Source organism: Flavobacterium cheonanense (assembly GCF_039539185.1).
In the GTDB taxonomy this organism is placed as follows: domain Bacteria; phylum Bacteroidota; class Bacteroidia; order Flavobacteriales; family Flavobacteriaceae; genus Flavobacterium; species Flavobacterium cheonanense.
On record NZ_BAABCT010000011.1, the window covers coordinates 1 to 22019 of the forward strand.

The 22019-nt window shown below is 30.5% G+C and carries 18 protein-coding genes and 1 tRNA gene; 11 read left to right on the plus strand and 8 right to left on the minus strand.

Annotation, left to right across the window (positions count from 1 at the left end; genetic code table 11):
* Window positions 1-126: 126 nt before the first annotated feature.
* The gene (locus ABD766_RS14055; protein ID WP_344817275.1) at window positions 127-759 is read right to left on the minus strand and encodes a response regulator transcription factor; all 633 of its coding nucleotides are present in this window, start codon (window positions 757-759) and stop codon (window positions 127-129) included.
* Between the two features lie 259 nt (window positions 760-1018).
* Here ABD766_RS14055 and ABD766_RS14060 point away from each other — a divergent pair, with 259 nt between their 5' ends.
* Complete coding sequence (locus ABD766_RS14060) at window positions 1019-2335, plus strand: OmpA family protein (protein ID WP_344817276.1); 1317 nt, start codon at window positions 1019-1021, stop codon at window positions 2333-2335.
* Window positions 2336-2380: 45 nt separating this feature from the next.
* On the plus strand, window positions 2381-3421 hold the full coding sequence (locus ABD766_RS14065) for a hypothetical protein (RefSeq protein ID WP_344817277.1): 1041 nt from the start codon (window positions 2381-2383) through the stop codon (window positions 3419-3421).
* 43 nt (window positions 3422-3464) lie between these two features.
* Here ABD766_RS14065 and ABD766_RS14070 read toward each other — a convergent pair whose 3' ends face one another.
* Complete coding sequence (locus ABD766_RS14070; RefSeq protein ID WP_344817278.1) at window positions 3465-6263, minus strand: choice-of-anchor D domain-containing protein; 2799 nt, start codon at window positions 6261-6263, stop codon at window positions 3465-3467.
* 409 nt (window positions 6264-6672) lie between these two features.
* On the opposite strand from ABD766_RS14070, the gene ABD766_RS14075 reads away from it, so the two are divergent.
* The 5 genes from ABD766_RS14075 (at window position 6673) to ABD766_RS14095 (ending at window position 12729) form a co-directional block, all read left to right on the plus strand.
* Window positions 6673-6975: a hypothetical protein gene (locus ABD766_RS14075; protein ID WP_344817279.1), complete on the plus strand. Its 303-nt coding sequence runs from the start codon at window positions 6673-6675 to the stop codon at window positions 6973-6975.
* Between the two features lie 725 nt (window positions 6976-7700).
* Window positions 7701-7910 (plus strand): KTSC domain-containing protein, encoded by a 210-nt coding sequence (locus ABD766_RS14080; RefSeq protein WP_344817280.1) that lies wholly within the window; start codon window positions 7701-7703, stop codon window positions 7908-7910.
* A gap of 117 nt (window positions 7911-8027) precedes the next feature.
* Window positions 8028-11267: a type ISP restriction/modification enzyme gene (locus tag ABD766_RS14085; protein WP_344817281.1), complete on the plus strand. Its 3240-nt coding sequence runs from the start codon at window positions 8028-8030 to the stop codon at window positions 11265-11267.
* Window positions 11268-11575: 308 nt separating this feature from the next.
* Window positions 11576-11911: a GIY-YIG nuclease family protein gene (locus ABD766_RS14090; RefSeq protein ID WP_344817282.1), complete on the plus strand. Its 336-nt coding sequence runs from the start codon at window positions 11576-11578 to the stop codon at window positions 11909-11911.
* 482 nt (window positions 11912-12393) lie between these two features.
* Entirely contained in the window at window positions 12394-12729 is a 336-nt protein-coding gene (locus ABD766_RS14095) for a GIY-YIG nuclease family protein (RefSeq protein WP_344817282.1), read from the plus strand.
* A 380-nt stretch (window positions 12730-13109) separates the two neighbouring features.
* Here the strand turns inward: ABD766_RS14095 and ABD766_RS14100 are convergent, their stop codons facing one another.
* The 3 genes from ABD766_RS14100 to ABD766_RS14110 all read right to left on the minus strand — a co-directional run bounded on the left by ABD766_RS14100 (window position 13110) and on the right by ABD766_RS14110 (window position 14597).
* Complete coding sequence (locus ABD766_RS14100; RefSeq protein ID WP_344817283.1) at window positions 13110-13850, minus strand: hypothetical protein; 741 nt, start codon at window positions 13848-13850, stop codon at window positions 13110-13112.
* Between the two features lie 370 nt (window positions 13851-14220).
* Window positions 14221-14469, minus strand: a complete 249-nt coding sequence (locus ABD766_RS14105; protein WP_344817284.1) for a GIY-YIG nuclease family protein — start codon at window positions 14467-14469, stop codon at window positions 14221-14223.
* A 48-nt stretch (window positions 14470-14517) separates the two neighbouring features.
* A tRNA-Leu gene (locus ABD766_RS14110) sits at window positions 14518-14597 on the minus strand.
* 279 nt (window positions 14598-14876) lie between these two features.
* Here ABD766_RS14110 and ABD766_RS14115 point away from each other — a divergent pair.
* Window positions 14877-15818 carry a ribose-phosphate pyrophosphokinase gene (locus tag ABD766_RS14115; protein WP_344817285.1) on the plus strand — a complete coding sequence of 314 codons (942 nt, stop codon included), beginning with the start codon at window positions 14877-14879 and terminating at the stop codon, window positions 15816-15818.
* Window positions 15819-15848: 30 nt separating this feature from the next.
* On the plus strand, window positions 15849-16457 hold the full coding sequence (locus ABD766_RS14120; protein ID WP_344817286.1) for a 50S ribosomal protein L25/general stress protein Ctc: 609 nt from the start codon (window positions 15849-15851) through the stop codon (window positions 16455-16457).
* Window positions 16458-16503: 46 nt separating this feature from the next.
* On the opposite strand, the gene ABD766_RS14125 is transcribed toward ABD766_RS14120, so the two are convergent.
* Window positions 16504-16656: a hypothetical protein gene (locus tag ABD766_RS14125; protein WP_344817287.1), complete on the minus strand. Its 153-nt coding sequence runs from the start codon at window positions 16654-16656 to the stop codon at window positions 16504-16506.
* 49 nt (window positions 16657-16705) lie between these two features.
* On the opposite strand from ABD766_RS14125, the gene pth reads away from it, so the two are divergent.
* Window positions 16706-17326: an aminoacyl-tRNA hydrolase gene (gene pth, locus ABD766_RS14130; RefSeq protein WP_344817288.1), complete on the plus strand. Its 621-nt coding sequence runs from the start codon at window positions 16706-16708 to the stop codon at window positions 17324-17326.
* Between the two features lie 44 nt (window positions 17327-17370).
* Complete coding sequence (locus ABD766_RS14135; RefSeq protein WP_344817289.1) at window positions 17371-17901, plus strand: hypothetical protein; 531 nt, start codon at window positions 17371-17373, stop codon at window positions 17899-17901.
* A gap of 44 nt (window positions 17902-17945) precedes the next feature.
* On the opposite strand, the gene ABD766_RS14140 is transcribed toward ABD766_RS14135, so the two are convergent.
* A complete protein-coding gene (locus ABD766_RS14140; protein ID WP_344817290.1) occupies window positions 17946-20594 on the minus strand; it encodes a reprolysin-like metallopeptidase in 2649 nt (882 codons plus the stop codon).
* Window positions 20595-20719: 125 nt separating this feature from the next.
* Complete coding sequence (locus tag ABD766_RS14145) at window positions 20720-21955, minus strand: M43 family zinc metalloprotease (RefSeq protein WP_344817291.1); 1236 nt, start codon at window positions 21953-21955, stop codon at window positions 20720-20722.
* Window positions 21956-22019 lie beyond the last annotated feature (64 nt).

The following is a 22019-nucleotide window of genomic DNA, read 5'->3' on the forward strand; positions in this document are numbered from 1 at the left end:
TCTCAATAGTAAAAAAACAAAGAAAAATTAATCAAGCAAACTAAAATAAATTTAACCTTTATTAACAACAAGAATGCCCTAAAGAATTAGAAACTCTCTAGGGCATTTATATTTTATTATAAGAATTTATTGTAAAACACGAAGAAACTTTGCAATATCAATAACATTAGAAGAATTGGTCTTTTTAAATAATCGTTTTTTATAAGTGCTTATTGTACTTGGAACTATATTTAATTTATCAGAAATTTTAGTTGTAGAATAACCTTGTACCATTAACATTGCAATTTCAAATTCACGTTGTGAAAGAAGATTACTCTTTGATGACTCAACCTTCACTTTTTTAATTGTTTTTAGTTCGGGAATATTCAAACGCAAACCTTTTGAAAAGTAGGAATCCCCAAACAGAGCTAAATTTAAAGCCGCAACCAAATAAACCTCAGAACAATTCTTTGACAATAAAAAATCCACTTTTCCTTTTGAACATTGAATTTTAAAATCATCAGAATCTATTTCGCTAAAAACAAAAAGCTTTGATTGAGGTTGTAGCTTTTTTATTCTTTTTAAATCCTTAAGACTAGTAGTTTTAATATATTCAAAATCAAAAATCACAATATCATACCTTTTTTTACTACATTCTTCCAAAAAAATAATACTACTAAAAACTAAAAAAACATCAAAATCAGGAAAATTACTTTTTATAACAGCATGCAAACCTCTGGCATAAAAAAACTGACTTTCATAAATTAATATCTTTTTCATAATTCAAGAGTTCTAGTTTAATGTATTTATCAAGTTTGTTAAATTTTTCTTAAAAAATTAAACGCCCCGAAACAAAAATTAAACTTTCATAATTCTCTAATTAAACTAATGTAGTAAATGATGAAAATGATGTTATAAATGAAATCAAACTATTTCCAGTTGTGTATTATTTAAACCATTTATGAAATAAAATACACTGTTATTACTTAACATGTATGTGTATTTAAAGATTGAATAATTTTGTTCTAAATTTAGAAAAATGAAAAAAGCACTAGTACTCTTATCTTTAGTGAGTTCAATACTTTTATATAGTCAAAAAAACATAAAAGAAACAGACTCAACACAAACCACTTTTAATAAATGGACTTTAGAAATTTCAGCCGGTCAATTAAAAGGAACTACTCCATATGCCGATGGATATTATTCAAGTAATCCTGGGACATTTTTTGGATCTATCGATATAAATAGTTTTTCCATTGCAGGTAGATATTCTTTTGGATCAAAATTTGGTGTTAAAGTAGGTCTTCAATATGACCAATTAAAAAACTTAAGCACAAATAGTTTACCTTTCAATATGCAACAAATAGGGATTTCTATACAAGGAGTAACCAACCTAAATAGGTTATTCAACATAGAAAATAAATTGAATAGGTTTGGTATATTACTACATGGTGGTTTCAAAATTGACCAAATGAAATCAAAAACAGCTAACACCTTAACTAATGGTAATTACAATAAGAAGGAACTTAATGGCGGCTTAGTTGTTGGAATTACACCTCAATATAGGATATCAAATAGAATTTCAATCTTTGGTGATGTTACAGTACAAAACAATTTCAGACAACATTTTAATTGGGATGGTAGTTACTCTAATTTATCTTCAAATAACATGAAAGGACAATCTGTAGTAACATCTCTAGGCTTATCTTTTTCTATTGGAAAAAATAAAATGCATGGTGATTGGTCAATAATTAAACCAGAAGAAACAAAGAAAATTGAAGTAATAAATAACCGAATTGAGGAGATAGAAACCTTAATGAATGATACAGACAAAGACGGAGTAGCAGATTATTTAGATCAAGAAAACAACTCTGTAGCTGGAGTCGCTGTGGATTCAAGAGGAAAAATGGTGGATGTTAACCGCAATGGTGTACCAGATGAAATAGAAAGGTATATATCATCAAAAGTTGAAAAAGAAAAATCATCTGAAGATTTAAATAAAAGCACATTGCAAACATTAATTGATGATGAATATATAGCCGTGTTTTTTGAAACTAATAAAACTATTCCGACAAATGTATCTACAGAAGGTCTTAACTTTATCAGAAGTTATTTAAAATCAAATCCTAATGAATCAGTTTATGTTATTGGTCATGCAGATGAAATTGGAACTGAGGAGAAGAACAAAAAACTCTCAGAAGAACGAGCCAAAGCTACAAGAGAAATTTTAATAAAATCAGGCATCGATGGAAAAAGATTAATCATTCTTGCAGAAGGCGAAGACAATTCTGTAGATAAAGATTCAAAAAAATCTAGAGATTTAGTCCGAAAAGTTACTTTTAAAATTATTAAATAAATAAAAACCCTCTTTAATAGAGGGTTTTTTTTAATAGAAAATGATATGAAAAATTTAATTCGGCTTTTCGTACATTCTTTTTTACTGTTGAGTTTTTTTAATATAGCGGCACAAAATTACAGAAATCCAAAAGCATATATAAATGATTTTGGAAAATCTGAATTGTTTGTTAAAGAAGCTTTAATGGAATATTCAAAATCGATAATTGAGTCAAGTCCAGATGATAGAATTCAAACAACTATGGAACGCATATATATCAAACTTGAGGATATTAACAACAATTTATTAAAAAATGATACTGGAATTAATGGAGACACTACATTAAGAGATGAATTTATAAAATTAAATAGTAAAACGATTTTATTACTAAAAAATAAAGCTCTTAAGCTTAATGATTATATCGTTCAGAGTAACTCTGATTATGAAGATATTTTTAAAAATTTTTCTTATAAAGAAAAAGAAATTACTGTCTATTATTCTGATATACTATATTATGAAAAATTTAAAAAAGAGTTTGGTTTGAAATATAATATATTGATACGAAATTATACTAGTAAAAATGTATTTGAATATAATGCCTATCAAAATTTGATTTTTTATAAATTAAATGTTCTCGACGATAAATTAGTAACATTATTCACATTAAAAGATACAGAAAAAGTAAATGAATGCATTATTCATATGGATAATATCTTAAAAGAATCAGAATTTAAAACCCGTGAATTCAAAGGTGAATTTGACGATGAATCTTTAAATAATATCACCACTGAATTGATTTATTTTTTTCAGAATCAAAATGTATATCTAAAAGAGCTTTACTATAAATACATTGAGGAATACTTAACTTTTCAAGAAGCAAAAAAAAATGTTACTGAAAATGACGATGAAAAAACTATTGCAGAATATAACGAAAAAGTGCGAAAATTCAATAAATCTAAAAATGACTTTTTTGATTCATTATATGAAAACCAAATCGCAAAAAGAGATTTAATAAACAGATGGTATAAAACCAATAGCTTATTCTTAAAAAACAATATCGTTTTTGAAGACATTTACGATAACTTCATAAAACAAAAGGATAAATAAACTTTGCAACTATTTGGTAATAATTGAAACATAGCTAACACTTCTAAAAAATTATTTTCTTAGTTACCACAGATTCATTTATAAATTTCACACGAACAAGTAAACCTTGATTATTAGCAGCCAATTCTTTTATGTTTAGATTTTCAAGATTGATTTCTTTTTTATCAATCAAAACTCTTCCAAGTAAATCATATATAATAATTGAATCAATTAATTCTTTACTCTTTATAGATATTACATTATCCTGCGAATTGGCAGCGATATTAAAATCCCCATGAGTAAAATTGTTATTGAGTGACAAACTAGAATTTAGATATTTAATTAGAAAACGATTATTGTAAGTGCCTGAATTGGAGAAAAACTGATAAGGACTTTGTTTTAAATTGTGAGTAATGTTTAACAATGTATCTTGTATAAATATATCTTGATTACTTAGGAATAATCCGTCCAATGCACCGATAGCTATAGTATAATTTCCACTAGTTGGTATTGAAAAACCCAATGGTATCATATCGCTATTTTCAAATGGCAAAGGCCTTCCTTGAATGCAAACTTTTTGGTCATCTATCAATGTGTAAAAATTTTGATTACCATCTAGCTTAGTAAATGCATCATAGAGAACATCTTTCTGATACGTTGCATTATTCAAATATCCAATAACAGTTCTTGTAGGATTGCCAGAATCACTAACTAAATCAAGCCAAATTCTATGTTTCTCAATAGATGAAGATATGAATTGATTTCTGTAAAATTGTGTGTTAGAATTTAATGAATTCTCTCTCATGAAATTTTTAAAAGTTACTTGAGCATTGGCTTGATTTCCTTCATTCATTAAAACAAAAAATGATTGACATGAAGCTATAAATCCATTAAATCCGTTGGGACCAGAAAGTGTAGCAGTGCCGTTATGAGTTATGTAATCATTAGCTGTATAATTATATTGATAAGAACTGTAAAAAGGGTTAACACTACTTGAAGGCAAGGTTCCGTGTGTCCACAATCTAACTGAACCTTCAATCACAGGATTATCTATAGCGTTATAAAGTAAAAAAGAATCAACGTTAAGGGCACTTGGGTAAGGGTTTCCGATTAAATTCCAATTATCATCATAAACAGAAAAAGGAACACCATTCAAGCTTGTGAAACTAGACAATGATGTTGTTGTCATTGGTCCTCTTGCTATTGTGCAATTAATCAATCCATTATTAATAGTTGACCCAGAAAATATTGACGTAAAAACTTGAGGAGTAGTTCCAAATCCGTTTGGACCTCTAACAATGTAACCCTTTCCTACTTCCATTGTATCGCCTGCAGATGGCGACCAAAAACCAACACCTCCATTAGGATTATTTAAAATCGGATTCCATTTCCAAATAAGACTTGATGGTGTATTAGGCGATATTAAATTTACTGAAAATTGTTGCAATGGTGATGACCAATAAACATAATCAAGCTTTCTAATGTTGGCGTTTCGTTTAACTGTAGCATTACCTGTATTTAATGCATAATCATCGTTTTGGATAATGACTCCACTATCTTCAACAATTAAATCTCCAAAATTAGTAATGTCACTTTCTGAGGATAAATAGGAATTAGATCCAATAACTAATGATTTTCCCGAATTAATCTGGCAGTTACATGTAGTAATATTTCCATTTAACAAAGTATCATAATTTCCATCAATTATGGCTTTTGTGAAATTATTAGGAATTCCATTACTCCATGACGAACCATTCCAAACTGTTGATGCTTGTGTTTTTCCCTTTAATTGTATATCGTCTATTGCCCAAACTTCATTGATGTTATTGTTTACGATAGTAATCCGTATTCTAAGATCTGTAGTTTTTGGCAATCCATTTAAAGATATTTTACTATAACCGTCTGTGGTTAAAAACCCTGTAGCGGTTGGAATAAAATCAATGACAAAATCAGTTCCAGAATAATTAGACTGAGCTATTCCAGTACCGCTTAAAAAAGACCATTTTGCTTGACTACTGCCAGTTACTTTTATCTCATTTGACCATGAATTGCCTCCATTAGTGCTAATAGCAACCGAAACATAATCGCCATTTTCACTTCCTTCAGAAGGAGTTTTTGAAAATGAAGCCAATCTAAAATTAAATGAAGGATCTTTAACATTGATTGTATTGACTGAATCAAATAATAGAGTACAAAAAGAATTATTAACTTGTAAACTCTTTGTGCCAATAAATTTAGGAACAAATACAAGCGGTACGGCATTTTCAGCATAAGCAGTGCCTCCAGAAACTGTAGCAAAACCATTAGAAACTGAATAGCCTAAAATTGGTAAAGTAGACCCTGGTTCAAAATCTTGTTTGGCAATAACTTCACTAAACAAGTTATAACCACATTCAATATAATTTAAACCAGTACCTTGAATAGCAAAAGAATAAATAGGATTTGAAGGATCATCAGAGTTAATTTCGATAGTTGCTGTTCTTAAACCTACTGAACTTGGATCAAACAACACTGTAAAATAGGTGCTTTCTCCTGCAGCAATATTGGTAACTGGAAAACTTGAGATTTGAAAATCTGAGGCATTAATCCCACTTACCAAAATATTCGAAATGGTTAATGAAGTAGTACCATCATTAACTATCATGTAGGTTACAGCATTAGTTTCATTAATTATTTGACATGATGAAAAAATAGTATTATCAATTGACGAAGGATTTAAACTTCCATTTACAATAGGAATTAAATTTCCGTAAACAACCATTAATGGTCCATTACTTATTTCTGAACTTTTGTCGTTGAAGAATAAATAAGAATTAGTTCCAAAGGATATGTTGCACAGTATTAGTAAGAAATATTTTATCATATTAATAATATTTAATAAAACATATGGTAAATAACAAATAATAGTATCATTTGTATACGCAACTAAAATTATTTAATAAGATTATAAAATGTTCCATTTTAAAAGACAAAACAAACATTTCACCTAAAAAAAAAATTATAAAATGCAATAATGTAGAATTAATTCTACTTTATTTTTTTGTTTTTTGTGAAGTAAATAAAATAATTAGTATTTATTTTGTATAATGTTATTATTTGTGTAAATAATTTAACTAATTTTAAAAAAATATAAAATATATTTAACTTTCCTTAATAAGTTATTTAACCCTAATATTAAAAAAATATTTAATCTTAATTTTCTTATAAAAATTGTTACTTGAAAAACCTAATCACCATTAATTACGTAATTTGTTGAGTTTAAAAAAAAAATTATGAATACAGAAACATTTTTAAATAAAATATTAGTTTTATTAGACTCTACAGAAGAAATTGAGTACACACTATTAGAAAAAAACAAGTTGCTTGATTTTATAGTATTAACAAATAAAAAAATAATTTATACAAATTTAGATTTGTTCGAGAAAAATGTGTTCCATTTTTTTGATATTAAAAACAATAATACTCAAAATATTGTGAGATTAAAAAAGATGCTACAATCAGATGATTTTGAGATAAATACTATAATTTCAAAATATTTTAATTTAAGTACTGACGAGATTGAATCTGTAAGTTAGTTTTAATCTATAAAGAAGTCAAATACTTAGGATTAAAACTTTGTGGTTGGGAAGATTGATTTTTTATATTTTTTTTTATTAAAACAATAGTAAATGAATATGAATCTATTTCATTAACACGATTAAGTTTACTTTATCAATAGGCCTTTACTATTATTCCTTTTTTAAAGTTTTTACTGAATTTAATTTTCAACTTTTCTAATACATTTTACTTAATAGCTGTCCTTGAATTTTTATAAATCAAGGGATATCCTTAAAATTATGTCGCATAATTAATAAAAAAACAAAAACGTACTAATACGTTATTTTCTCTTTTATAAATGCTTCTAACCTACAAAGTAAACAAAAACCAAAATATTTCCTAAAGCAATTTGATATTCTATAAAAAAAGACTGTCAAAAGCAAATGCTATTCAAAATCTTTTGACAGATGTACTTACTAGAAGTAAATCATACACTATTTAATTTTTTTTAGCTACTTCAGAATTCAAAAAAAATCATTGTTTTGAATTAAAAAACACGTAAAACTACGTGTACATAAAAAAAATTTAATTATACTATTTTTGTTGTTTATCAGTCAACTACAACTTTTTATAGCAATAGCTATTCTCTTCAATCCCATAATCCTATTCATGACTACAAAAATCAATTTGGATGTAAGTAGACATGTTTACTGGATTTTTGTTTTTGATATATAGCTTTAAAGAAAAAATAAATATTTATATCATGAACAAATACCCAATAAACTCTGCTAATATCATTAATGTGGGATATGATGAAGTAAAACAAATTCTAGGAATAGAGTTCAAAATCAATGTAATTCACCTCTATTTTGAAGTGCCACTAGACGAGTTTGTAGATTTTATGAAAGTCGATGACGTCGAAGAATTTTATGTCAATTTAATCCATTGTAAATACCATTATGAAGTTTTTTAAACTTTTTTAGAAAGTGCAGACCACAAACGTAAATCCAGTTCAATAACTTAAAAATCACCTATTACAAGTATTTTATTACAAAAATCTATTTTATATTTACACAAACAATATATTGCAATGACTTTACAACAATACATTACCAAAATCGATACCTTATACAAAACTGGAAACGCAAGAGAACATTCTTATCGTGGCGACTTGCAAAACCTTATAATGGCAATTTTACCTGATGTATTAGTTACCAATGAACCTGCAAGAGTTGATTGTGGCGCACCTGATTATGTGTTGACTAGAAAAGATGTTCCAATAGGTTACATTGAAGCAAAAGATATTGGTGTTGACCTTGCAAGTAAAACTTTAAAAGAACAATTTGACCGATACAAAGCAGGTTTAACCAATCTAATTTTTACCGACTATTTAGATTTTCATTTTTATAAAGATGGCGTATTTGTTACCAAAATTGCAATTGCTCGCATAGAATTCTCCTCCTCTGGAGGAGTGTCCGAAGGACGAGGTGGCACTATAGTTCCTATTCCTGAAAACTTTGAGCAGTTTGCAAGTCTTATTGTGAATTTTGCTCAAACTATTTCTCAAACTATTAAATCGCCTACTAAATTGGCGCAAATGATGGCAGGAAAAGCCAAATTAATGGCTGATGTTATAGAAAAATCATTGAATAACGATGACTTGCAAGGCATACGCTCAAGTATTAAAAGTCAGATGTTATCGTTTCAACAAATGTTGATTCATGATATTGATAATAAATCATTTGCCGATATTTATGCTCAAACCATTGCTTACGGAATGTTTGCCGCACGTTACCATGACCCAACCTTACCAACTTTTTCACGACAAGAAGCTGCTGAATTAATTCCAAAAAGTAATCCATTTTTGCGAAAGCTTTTTCAAGATATTGCAGGTTATGATTTAGATAATCGTTTGGTTTGGATTGTAGAAGAATTGGTTTCTATATTCCTTGCAAGTGATGTTGCAATGATTATGAAAAACTTTGGTAAAAGCACCAAACAAGAAGACCCAGTAGTACATTTTTACGAAACCTTTCTAGGCGAATACAACCCAGCTTTGAGAAAAGCAAGAGGAGTTTGGTACACTCCACAACCAGTTGTGAATTTTATTGTTCGTGCCGTAGATGATATTTTAAAAACTGAATTTGGACTTAAAGAAGGTTTGGCAGATACAAGCAAAATTAAGATTAAGAAAAAAGCCGTAACTCAAACTTTAGGCAAAAACGCTAAACTAAAAGAAGTTGAAACCGATGTTGAAGTTCATAAAGTTCAAATTTTAGATCCTGCAACTGGAACTGGAACATTCTTAGCCGAAGTTGTAAAACACATTCACAAAAAATTTGAAGGACAACAAGGTATTTGGAGCAAATATGTAACCAATGATTTAATACCTAGATTAAATGGTTTTGAGCTATTAATGGCAAGTTATGCAATGGCACATTTAAAAATGGATATGCTATTGACTGAAACTGGTTACAAACCAACCGACGACCAACGTTTTAGAATTTTCTTGACCAATAGTTTAGAAGAAGCACATCCTGATACGCAAACGCTTTTTAGTTCATGGTTAAGTGATGAAGCCGACCAAGCCAACGCCATAAAACGTGATGCACCAGTTATGGTAGTAATGGGAAATCCTCCTTACAGTGGAATTTCTTCAAATAATGGCAAATGGATTTCTGATTTAATTGAAGATTATAAATATGTTGATGGAGAACATTTTAAAGAGCGCAAGCATTGGTTAAATGATGATTATGTAAAATTCATGCGTTTTGGACAGCATTTTATTGATAAAAATGGAAGTGGAATTTTAGCTTTTATCAATCCTCATGGGTTTTTAGACAATCCTACTTTTAGAGGTATGCGTTGGCATTTATTACAGAGTTTTGATAAAATTTATACTATAGATTTACACGGAAATAGCAAGAAAAATGAAACCGCACCTGATGGTTCTAGTGACCAAAATGTTTTTGACATCATGCAAGGTGTTTCAATAAATTTATTTTTAAAAACAGGAAAGAAAAAAAATGATAATCTTGCAGAAGTATTTCATTTTGATTTATTTGGAAAAAGAGAACATAAATATGATTTTTTAGTTCAAAATTCAATTAAATCTATCAAGTTTAATCAATTAAATCCACAAAAGCCAAATCTATTTTTTCTACCTAAAGACAATTTAGGGATAGAAGAATATCAGTTTGGATTCGAAATTGATAAATTATTTGACATCAATGTTACTGGAATAGTTACTGCAAGAGATGGATTTGTGATTGATATTGATAGAAATATTTTACAAAAAAGAATAGAAAATTTTACTGATGAAAAGTTAAGTGATGATACAATAAGAAATCTTTATTTTGGAAGTAAAAAAGATGGAAAATATTTAGCAGGAGATTCTAGAGGATGGAAATTAAGTGTTGCTAGAAAAAAGATAAAGAATTATAATCATTCAGAATTTATACAAAAAATAGCATACAGATTATTTGATGATAGATTCATTTATTATGATAATTCAATGGTTGATTGGGGTCGTGAAAAATACATGAAAAATTTTTTAGAAAAAGAAAATGTTGGATTAGATTTATGTAGACAACTTGTTTCCGATTCTTATTCTCATATATTTGTTACAAACAAAATTGTTGACGATTCTTTTGTATCTAACAAATCAAAAGAAAGAGGCTATGTTTTTCCACTATACCTTTATTCAGAAACAACCACTCAACATAGTTTATTAGACGAAGTAGTTCGCACTCCTAATTTAAACATGGAAATAGTCAATAAAATGGCTAATGATTTGGGTATGTTTTTTTCACCTGAAAAACCCGATTATAATAAACAAACAGCAGAAGCAGATATGCTTTGTCCAATTGATATTTTAGATTATATCTATGCCGTGTTACATTCGCCAAGTTACAGAGAAAAATATAAAGAGTTTTTAAAAATTGATTTCCCAAGAGTTCCTTATCCAAAAAACCAACGTCAATTTATTGATTTAGTAGATTTAGGTAGTCAATTGCGTGAAATCCATTTATTAGAAAGTGAAGTGGTAGATAAATTAATAACTCAATATCCTGAAGACGGAACTAATGTAGTTGCAAAACCAATTTACAAAGATGGTAACGTTTACATAAATGACTTGCAATACTTCGCCAACGTACCAGAAGTAGCATGGAATTTCTACATTGGTGGTTATCAACCTGCTCAAAAATGGTTAAAAGATAGAAAAGACAGAGAATTGAGTTATGAAGACATTCGCCACTATCAAAAAATAATCGTTGCATTGAAAGAAACTGATAGATTGATGAAAGAGATTGATAAGATAGAGATTTAAAAAGAAAAAGTTTGTCATTCTGCAGGAATCACACAAGCTAATCACACCTAACAATAAAAAGATAAACGCGTTAATTTTCAAATAACAATCGTTTGTACTTTGTCATTCCGCAGGAATCACACACGCTAATCACGCCTAACTATAAAAAAGATAAACGCGTTAATTTTCGAATAACAAAATGAAAGAAATCCATTGTGTGAGTGACGTGTGTGATTCCTGCGGAATGACAAATTGGGTGTGAGTGACGAGTGGAATTGCTTCTGAAAGACAAAATAAAAGTATAAATCATAAAATTTAAATTAAACGCCATGAACAATACTATGATTGAATATAATGAAGGACACTATACCTTTTATGTTTATATAATTACTAATAAACATAGATCAACTTACTACATTGGGATGACGAATAATTTGGGTGTAAGATTAAAACAGCATAAAGAGAATATTGAAAAAGAGATAAAGACTTTTGCTTCTAGATACAACCTTGAGTTTCTGGTTTATTATGAAAAGTTTACTTGGGTGCAACTTGCCATTGAGAGGGAAAAAGAATTGAAAAGTTGGAACAGAAATAGAAAATTGGAACTTATTCGCTCTTTTAATGAGAATTTTGAATTTTTAAATGATCGTTTTGTAAAAGAATAGTAGTCTTTTTTTGTCATTCCGCAGGAATCACACACACAAATCACACACAGCAATAAAAAAATAAACGCTATAATTTTCGAATAACAATCCTTTGTATTTAGTCATTCCGCAGGAATCACTCACGCAAATCACACAAAGCAATAAAAAAATAAACGCTATAATTTTCGAGTAACAATCCTTTGTATTTTGTCATTCCGCAGGAATCACACAAGCTAATCACACAAAGCAATAAAAAAATAAACGCTATAATTTTCGAGTAACAATCCTTTGTATTTTGTCATTCTGCAGGAATCACACAAGCTAATCACACCTAACAATAAAAAGATAAACGCGTTAATTTTCGAATAACAAAATGAAAGAAATCCATTGTGTGAGTGACGTGTGTGATTCCTGCGGAATGACAAATTGGGTGTGAGTGACGAGTGGAATTGCTTCTGAAAGACAAAATAAAAGTATAAATCATAAAATTTAAATTAAACGCCATGAACAATACTATGATTGAATATAATGAAGGACACTATACCTTTTATGTTTATATAATTACTAATAAACATAGATCAACTTACTACATTGGGATGACGAATAATTTGGGTGTAAGATTAAAACAGCATAAAGAGAATATTGAAAAAGAGATAAAGACTTTTGCTTCTAGATACAACCTTGAGTTTCTGGTTTATTATGAAAAGTTTACTTGGGTGCAACTTGCCATTGAGAGGGAAAAAGAATTGAAAAGTTGGAACAGAAATAGAAAATTGGAACTTATTCGCTCTTTTAATGAGAATTTTGAATTTTTAAATGATCGTTTTGTAAAAGAATAGTAGTCTTTTTTTGTCATTCCGCAGGAATCACACACGCAAATCACACACAGCAATAAAAAAATAAACGCTATAATTTTCGAATAACAATCCTTTGTATTTAGTCATTCCGCAGGAATCACACACGCAAATCACACAAAGCAATAAAAAAATAAACGCTATAATTTTCGAGTAACAATCCTTTGTATTTTGTCATTCCGCAGGAATCACACAAGCTAATCACACAAAGCAATAAAAAGAGAAATCCCACTGAGCGCGATTTTACAATCCGTGCACACAAAAAAAGCCAGCTCTAAGTCTCCTGACTTCGCAGCACAATGGCATTGGACACATTAAAAATCATACAATTTTAAAAAAAACCAGTCCGACAAAAGCTACAAACTTCAAGTCAAAACATCCAAAACACGCAATCCAAAACTTTTAGAATCATGCAGTGGGTACAATACACCATTCAGCTCCTGCACATAACTGTAAAACAATACAGGCAAGCGAAAACCACCAGCACTAGACAACGCATTTGGCGTTAAAGTAATTGAGTCTACAGCCGCACCTTTTGCCAACAACACAGAAGCACTCTTGTTTAAAGTTGCCGTCTTGTCATCCAAATTCAAATGCAATACACCCAAAAAAAGTTCCAAATGGGTAGCGCCTACAGGAAATTTAAACTCCGTTAAGGAAAAGGAAGGAAGTGTAAGTTCTAGAGTTGTACTAGCAACATCCATCGGTAACACAGGAAAGGACATAGCAGTAAAGTCAAAAGAAGTAAGCAAATGTTGTCCTGCAGCCGTTTGTAAACCCAAATTTATAGTGCGCTTACCACGCTCCGAAATAAAATCACAATCTTTAATACCTATAAACAAACGCATCAGACGAGAATGTAACGTAACATCTTTTCTATTTGCAAAATGAAAAAGCAAAACATCACTAAAAGCCTTCTTCACTTGCGAACAATGACCAAACTCCGTATTGTTTTCCCTAACCCGAACCATCGTAGCACTGTTTTTAATAGAAGCGCCATTAAATCCACCACCAGCCTTTCGGGCGATGGGCTTCCCTTTTCTAAAATAAAAATTAACCCCATCAATAGTGCCACGCAACCTAATCAATCCTTCTTGCTTTGCCATACGTTTCTCCTTTTTAATCCTAGTTACATTTATACAAAAGTAACATTTATATCGTATTTATATCGTATTTATAACGTATTTATAACGTATTATAATTTAAAATAGTATATACTTTACTAAGTTTACACTCTATCAATAAAAGAGAATATCGCACGGCAAAAACCAACAAACTTTTTGACATAACTAATTCATAGAAAGTTACAATGATAAAAAACAAAAAACTCACCACCTAAAAAGTGATGAGTTTCGATTAACGTACCCGGAGCCGGAGTCGAATCTACCTGTCGGTAGACAGGCCGGCACGGTTTCCCACAGGTGTTTGAGACCAGCGCGTCTAACAACCTGCCTGCCGGCAGGCAGGTTCCGCCTTTTATAAATAATTATCTCTGATAAGTCTTAATTTCTCCTTTCCAATTCCGCTTTTAAAATATTTCTCTTTGATTCTAGCTTCAATTCTGCTGCTACATTCTTCGAAATAAATGACTACGAAAGGAGAATAAGGTTTTGTCGTTTTATTTTTTCCCATATTATGCTCAGATAATCGTCTTTCAATGTTATCTGTTATACCAACATAAATATAGTTTCTCTCTAAACTTGAAATTGCATAAACATAATACATAAAAACAGTTTTAAAAATAAAAAGCCCTTCCTTACGGAAGAGCTTTCGTACCCGGAGCCGGAGTCGAACCGGCACGGTTTCCCACAGGTGTTTGAGACCAGCGCGTCTACCAATTCCGCCATCCGGGCTTAGCAGACAGAAATAACAACAGTCATTTCATCGCATTAAAATCGATTAAAAAAATCAATTTGTTTTAACACGTTGCAAATGTAAATAAATTTTAAACACATTTTCAAGAAAATAGTTAAAAATATCCTTTCAGACTCGGATTTTATTTCTAAATTTGCACCTCGTTAAAACGACACACAACTAACTAACTACATTCGAGGCATTTAAATTTTTCTGCTCTTATAAAATTGAGAACGAATTAGAATTAAAATAGTTCGAATTAAAACAACAAAAGTAAAATGTCACATTTAGAACCAGAAGCAAAAATATTTGCCTGTTCACAAAGTGTTCATTTAGCTGAAGAAATAGCTAAAAACTATGGTATTCCGCTAGGCAAAGTAACGTTCTCAAAATTTAGTGATGGAGAATTCCAACCTTCGTTTGAAGAATCTATAAGAGGATTACGCGTTTTTATTGTTTGCTCTACATTTCCAACAGCAGACAATTTGATGGAGTTATTATTAATGATTGATGCTGCAAAAAGAGCTTCAGCAAGACATATAACACCCGTAATTCCTTACTTTGGATACGCAAGACAAGACAGAAAAGACAAACCAAGAGTGCCAATTGGAGCAAAACTAGTAGCAAAATTACTAGAAACTGCAGGAGCAACTAGAATCATGACCATGGATTTACACGCCGATCAGATTCAAGGTTTCTTTGAAAAACCAGTTGACCATTTATTTGCTTCGACTATTTTCTTGCCTTATGTGAAAAGTTTAAATTTAGAAAATTTGACAATCGCATCTCCAGATATGGGAGGTTCAAAAAGAGCTTATGCTTATTCTAAATTTTTAGAATCAGACGTAGTTATTTGCTACAAGCAAAGAAAAGCCGCTAATGAAATTGGTTCAATGGAATTAATTGGCGATGTTAAAGGAAGAAATATTGTTCTTGTTGATGACATGATTGACACAGGAGGAACATTAGCAAAAGCGGCTGATTTAATGATTGAAAAAGGCGCTTTAAGTGTAAGAGCAATTTGTACACATGCAATTCTTTCAGGTGACGCATACGAGAAGATTGAAAATTCTAAATTATTAGAATTAATAGTTACCGATTCTATTCCGTTAAAGAAAGAATCAAACAAAATTAAAGTGGTGAGTTGTGCACCTCTTTTCGCAGAAGTTATGCACATGGTGCAACACAACAATTCCATCAGTGGAAAATTTTTAATGTAATTTATTATTTATTAACTATATATTTTTACAATGAAATCAATTTCGATTAAAGGATCAGAAAGAGAAAGCGTGGGCAAGGTAGCAACCAAAGCGGTACGTAATGCTGGAATGGTTCCTTGCGTAATTTACGGAGGAAGTCAACCAGTACATTTTCAAGCAGAAGCAAAAGCTTTCAAAAGTTTGGTTTACACTCCAAATGCGCACACAGTTGCCATTGATTTAGGAGGTAAAAAATTTAATGCAATTTTACAAGACATCCAATTTCACCCAGTAAGTGATGCAATTTTACACATTGACTTTTTCCAATTGTCAGATGATAAAGAAATCATCATGGAAGTGCCAGTAAAAATCACAGGAACTTCTCCAGGTGTACTTTTAGGTGGTGTTTTAAATTTAAATCAAAGAAGATTAAAAGTGAAAGCTTTACCAAAAAATCTTCCTGATTTCGTAGAAGCTAACATTTCTGAATTACAAATGGGTAACAAATTGTATGTAACTAAATTAGCTACAAACAATTTCAAATTAATGCACCCAGACAACACTGTAGTTTGTCAAGTGAAGATTTCACGTGCTGCTATGAAAGCTGCTCAAGAAGCTGCAAAAGCAGAAAAAGCTGCAACAAAAGGAAAGAAAAAATAATTTCATTCTTATTCAATACAAAAAGCATCAGGAAACTGGTGCTTTTTTATTTTAACCCAATTCCAAACTTTTTCAGGAACGAATCAGTAGTATTTATTGTGAACCTTGTTCCTGCTGTCCAATACAATAAAAAAATGGTGATTTCGAGAACCTCAACCACCATTTTTTTATTTCCATTCCCATCAGGGTTAGCTAGCAATCGTATTGAATGAATTTTAAGTTTCAAAACAATTAACTACTTTTACATCATGAATTGGTTTTCAAAATTATTTAAACAAAATATAAAAGAAGAAACAACTCCAATGAAGAAATTCCTTATTGTTGGCTTAGGTAATATTGGTGCCGAATATGTAAACACACGACACAATATTGGATTTAAAATATTAGATTATTTTGCAAGAAAAGAATCCATTTCATTTCAAACGGCAAAGCTTGGCGATGTCGCTGAATTTAAAACAAAAGGTCGTACTCTAATTTTACTTAAACCAAACACTTACATGAATCTAAGTGGAAAGGCGGTGAAGTATTGGATGGAAAAAGAAAACATTGAAAAAGAAAATATTTTAGTTATTACTGATGATTTAAACTTGTCTTTTGGAACAATCAGAATAAAAACTAAAGGAAGTGACGGTGGTCATAATGGATTAAAAAACATACAACTTTTATTAAATTCAACTGAATATCCTAGATTTAGATTTGGTATTAGTGATGAGTTTAAAAAAGGAAAACAGGTAGATTATGTATTAGGCGAATGGAATGAAGAAGAAAAAACAAAACTACCTGAACGACTAGAGTTGGGTAGCGAAATTATATCCTCTTTTGCTTTAGCAGGATTGGCAAACACTATGAATATTTATAATGGTAAATAATGGTATTCTTTTTGATTATCTTTATCTAATTAAATAAGTTAATAATGAAAAAACTATTCATAATCCCAACAGCAATTCTCTTTTCATTCTGTTGTACAAACAAAGAAATAATGAAAAAAGAAGAAGAAAATAAAGTCGTTACAAAAACAGAATCTCCTTGTCCTTCTGACGGAGTTTGTACCACAGAAATACTGAAGAACAAAAGTTTAGTTATTAAAACTGACGAATTTGGATCAACGTATACACAAATTATTGATAGTGAAACTACTTCTGTAATCGTTTATCAGTACAACAGAATCGTAAAAGGTGATTTACAAGACGCTGGTTACAGAGAAGAAATAATTTTTGAAATAAACAATAATGATACAGAACTAAATTTAACTAATAAGGAACTTCAACAAACAAAAATGCTTTTTGGAAGGTTTTGTTTCTGCAGAGGACAAACAGGTTATTATAAAGTAGAAGAAGGTAAATTAAATCTAAAGAAAACAAACGATACTATAACTTTAAATTTAGATTTTACTATTACTAAAGTTCCTCAAATAATTAAAACCATTACAACTTCTATAAACTAAAAAAGTCCCGATTTTATCGGGACTTTTTATTTATAATAGAATAATTATTCTACTACTATTTTCTTAACAATCTTTTTATCGCCATCTTGAATATTAACAAGATAAATTCCAGATTGTACATTGTCTAATTGAAGTGTTTGTTCAAACACACCATTATTTTGATATACATTATTGAAGATAGATCTTCCTCTCATATCATAAACTTCAACATTAATATCATTTCCTGTATTAGAATTAAACTTAACAGTAAAAGTTCCATCATTAGGATTTGGATATAATGAGAAGTTATCAAACCCAAAGCTTTCTGTTAATAATGTAACCGTTTGTGTACACACTTCAATGCCCCAAGAATTCAATGTTCCATTATCTCCAGTGTAAATATCATATACTCTCAATGTCCAATTACCTTGTGGATTTTGTCCTACGAAAGGAGCAAAACTCTCTCCTGGAGCAACATTTTGTAATGTAGTACCTCCAGCACCACAATCTAATGTTCCAGCACCGTCAAAAAATTTCATATTTAACGACGCATTACTATTTCCACAAAATCTATTAAAAACTTTTACGAAAGTAGTAGGATTTTGAGGACTACTGATGTCTGTAACAACATCTGATAAATAGGTATGAGTAATGTTATTGAAAACAGAAACTGAACTAATTGAACCAGTAATAGGTACATTTACAGTCCCTATTTGATTAGCAGGAATACCAGCTGCAGTTACAATTGGCAAAGAAGTACCATTATAAGTATTACAAGAATTTACAACGGCATAACCAATAGCAATATTTTTAGAAACTGCATAAAAAATATTTCCAACTGCTTCAATTAGAATTCTACCTGTTGTTGAAGCTGGACCAGGAACAACTATATCTTGTGTTCCATCATTAGGAGTATTAGCAACTAATGTTGTAAAAGTAACACCTCCATCATTAGAAATTAAAATATTTACATTAGCTGTGTTAATTCCATTAGCAGTTGTACCTGCAACATCCCATGTAATTGTTTGAGAAGAACCGATAGGCCATGAAACATCAGGAACACTTGGGCTAGTAATTGTAAAAGGTCCAACACTTGCAGTTGTAACTGTCATATCATCTCTATTTGTCATACCACCACCAGATCTATTATCTCTTACTGTTAAAGCAAAGTTCATAGTTCTTGCAACATTAGGTACTACTTCCCAAGTTGGTGCTAAATTACCATTCAAAACATCAGCAAATCTTGGCATATAACGATTTGGAGAAGTACTTGGAGAAACTGATTTGAAATTTGGTCCTGTTGTTGCAGTTTGAGTTGGTGGTTGTGTGCTTACTTGATTATTATATTGTTCCCAGCAGTATGTTAATGCATCACCGTTTGCATCAGTACTAGTTCCTTTTAAAATAAATGCAGTTCCTCTTGGTATAGTGTAATTTGGTCCTGCTTCAACTACTGGTGCAATATTACCATTTGAAGTTGCAATACCACATGAGGTTGAACCAACAACAAATGTAGTCATCTGTAAAATGCTTCTTGCATGGAAATAATCATTAGAATTTGTTTGAACATCTGGAGCACAAATACCTGCATAACCCATAATTGTACTTCCGCTTCCTGGCTCAAAAGAAGAGTCAGCAGAACGATTACAATTATTATTTTGTGTGTGAGACGCACCCCATTGATGACCCATTTCGTGCGCTGTATAATCAATATCAAAAGGATCACCAACTGGACTTAACTGACCTGTGATTCCTCTAGCTTTTCCTGAACCACAAACTGATGCAAGTTGCGCAATACCCGAATCTGTAGTGCAAAATCCATGCCCCATATCATAATTTGCAGAACCTATTGCTGCATCTACAATTGGCTGTATTTCATTTATCATTTGAGGTGAATTAGTGAAAGAATCTGAATCAATAAAAATAATTAAATCATTGTTAGCTACTAAATTCATTCTTAATGACATTTCTCTTTCGTAAACACCATTCAATCTTGTCATACTTACTACCATTGCAGATAATACAACCCCTTTTTTAACTGCTAAAGTTGCACTTGCTGGTGTTCCAGCTGCAGTTAAATGAAAAGCAGAATATTCTATAGTACATGCAATAGCTAAACGATATTGTCTAAACATTCCATCATTTACTCTATTACTTAAAACAGCTGCATCTATAGGAGAATTCCCATCATCACTCACCAAACATCCAAAATCTCTCGTCTTTTCGATATTCCTTTTACTATAAACGATATAATTATTTAAATCTTTAGTATAGGTATCAATATAGAATGTCCCAGACTTGCCTGAAAAAGACATTACATGAAGACCAAAATCAGTAATACTAAAGCGAATTGAAGAAGTTCCATCTTCACTTACTCCAGAATAAGACTTAATATTTGGATATTTATTTGCTAAACCTGCTTCCATCACTGGAGCATCAAAAATTTTATAACTAGCAAATTCTCCATTTTGATTTGGAAAGTCAACAATTACATTTGAAGTTCTTGCATTTTCAGAAGGAGCTTGTTGTAATTGTGCTTTTAAAGCATTGAAGTCAAGAGAAAATAATTGATATTCTCTTGGCATTGAAGCACGATCCATTTTGCTTAAATTTTTTACTCTTTCCTCTGTGGTTTTATTCCATAGAGAACCTTGACCAAAACTCGAAACAAAAATTAAAACCGCACTAAAAGTAAATAGTAAGTTTTTTTTCATAATGTTTTTATTATTAATTGTTCAAATTTATTAAAAAAATTGATAATTTCTCAATTTAGAATCAAAAAAAAAGAAGCCTCAAATGTTTATTAACATTTGAGGCAAAATATTTTAGCAAAAAAATATTACTTTTTAATTATCTTATCTGATTTCAAAAAGCTTTCTCCATTGTATATTCTTAAGTAATAAACTCCAGATTCTAAATCTTCGATATATACTTTATTATTAACTTCTTCAAGTTTTTGTGATTTTACCAACTGGCCATTTACATTATAAACCTCAACAAAATCAATAGAGGTGTGAGGAGATGTAATGATAAAATACTGAGAAACTGGATTAGGATAAACCGCAATAGCTTCAATTGCTCCTACTTCATCAAGACCAAGTGATGCACAACCATTTGAAGTTAACAAACTTGCTCTAGGTCCGTTCAATGCATTTCGCATTATTGTTTTTTGACCAGTAGTAAAAAATGCCATACAAGCATCATTAACATAATCCATATAGTTCATAAACATTGATCCATCTGATGTTGAAGTACAGGCATTAGTATTATCAGGAAAAGTAGGACATCCAAAATAAGGATTGTTTGTTTCATCCGTATCTGCAACTCCATCACTGTTTTCTGCTGTTCCACAAGCACTGCCATCATCTCCCCATGGATGTAACAAGCCAAAATAATGTCCTATCTCATGAGTTGCAGTTCTGCCTTTGTTAAAAGGAGCTGTCGCTGTACCTGTATTTCCAAAAAACTGATCTCCAATACATAAACCATCAAAAGCTTGACCTGCAGCTGATGGTAAATATGCAAAGCCTAACAACTGATTATTAGAAAATCTTCCTATCCAGATGTTTAAATATTTTGTTGGATCCCATGCGGTAAAACCGGCTGTTGTATAATAGCTGTTTTCAAAAACAAAAGACGAAGGAACTTGTTTTCTTTCAATACCAGTAGATGAATCTCCTGCAGGCGTTCTTGTTGCTTTGCAAAACAATATTTCTGTATCTGCACCCAAACCTTGAAAAGCGGCTGGTACAACTGAAGAAAAATCTGAATTTAATTTTCTAAAATCATTGTTCAAAATCGTTAATTGCGAATTGATTTGAGCATCACTAATATTCTGAATCGATGTTTTATACAAAACATGAAATACAACTGGAATTGTAACAACTACGTTAGCATTTTTATTAGATTGCGTTGTGTTGGGATTTTGTAAATAATCCATTGTTTCTTGATGATGAATAGCAAAAGAAGGATTATTTGCTTTAAGCTCGTTCATTTTTTCTGTAGTAGCACATGTTCGTTGCGAAAACGCATTTAACGAACTAATTGCTAATAAAATAAGAATAGTCTTTTTCATTTTTAAAATTTTTAAGATTCCAAAAGTAAATAAAAAAGGGAAGTAATTACTTCCCTTTAAAAAA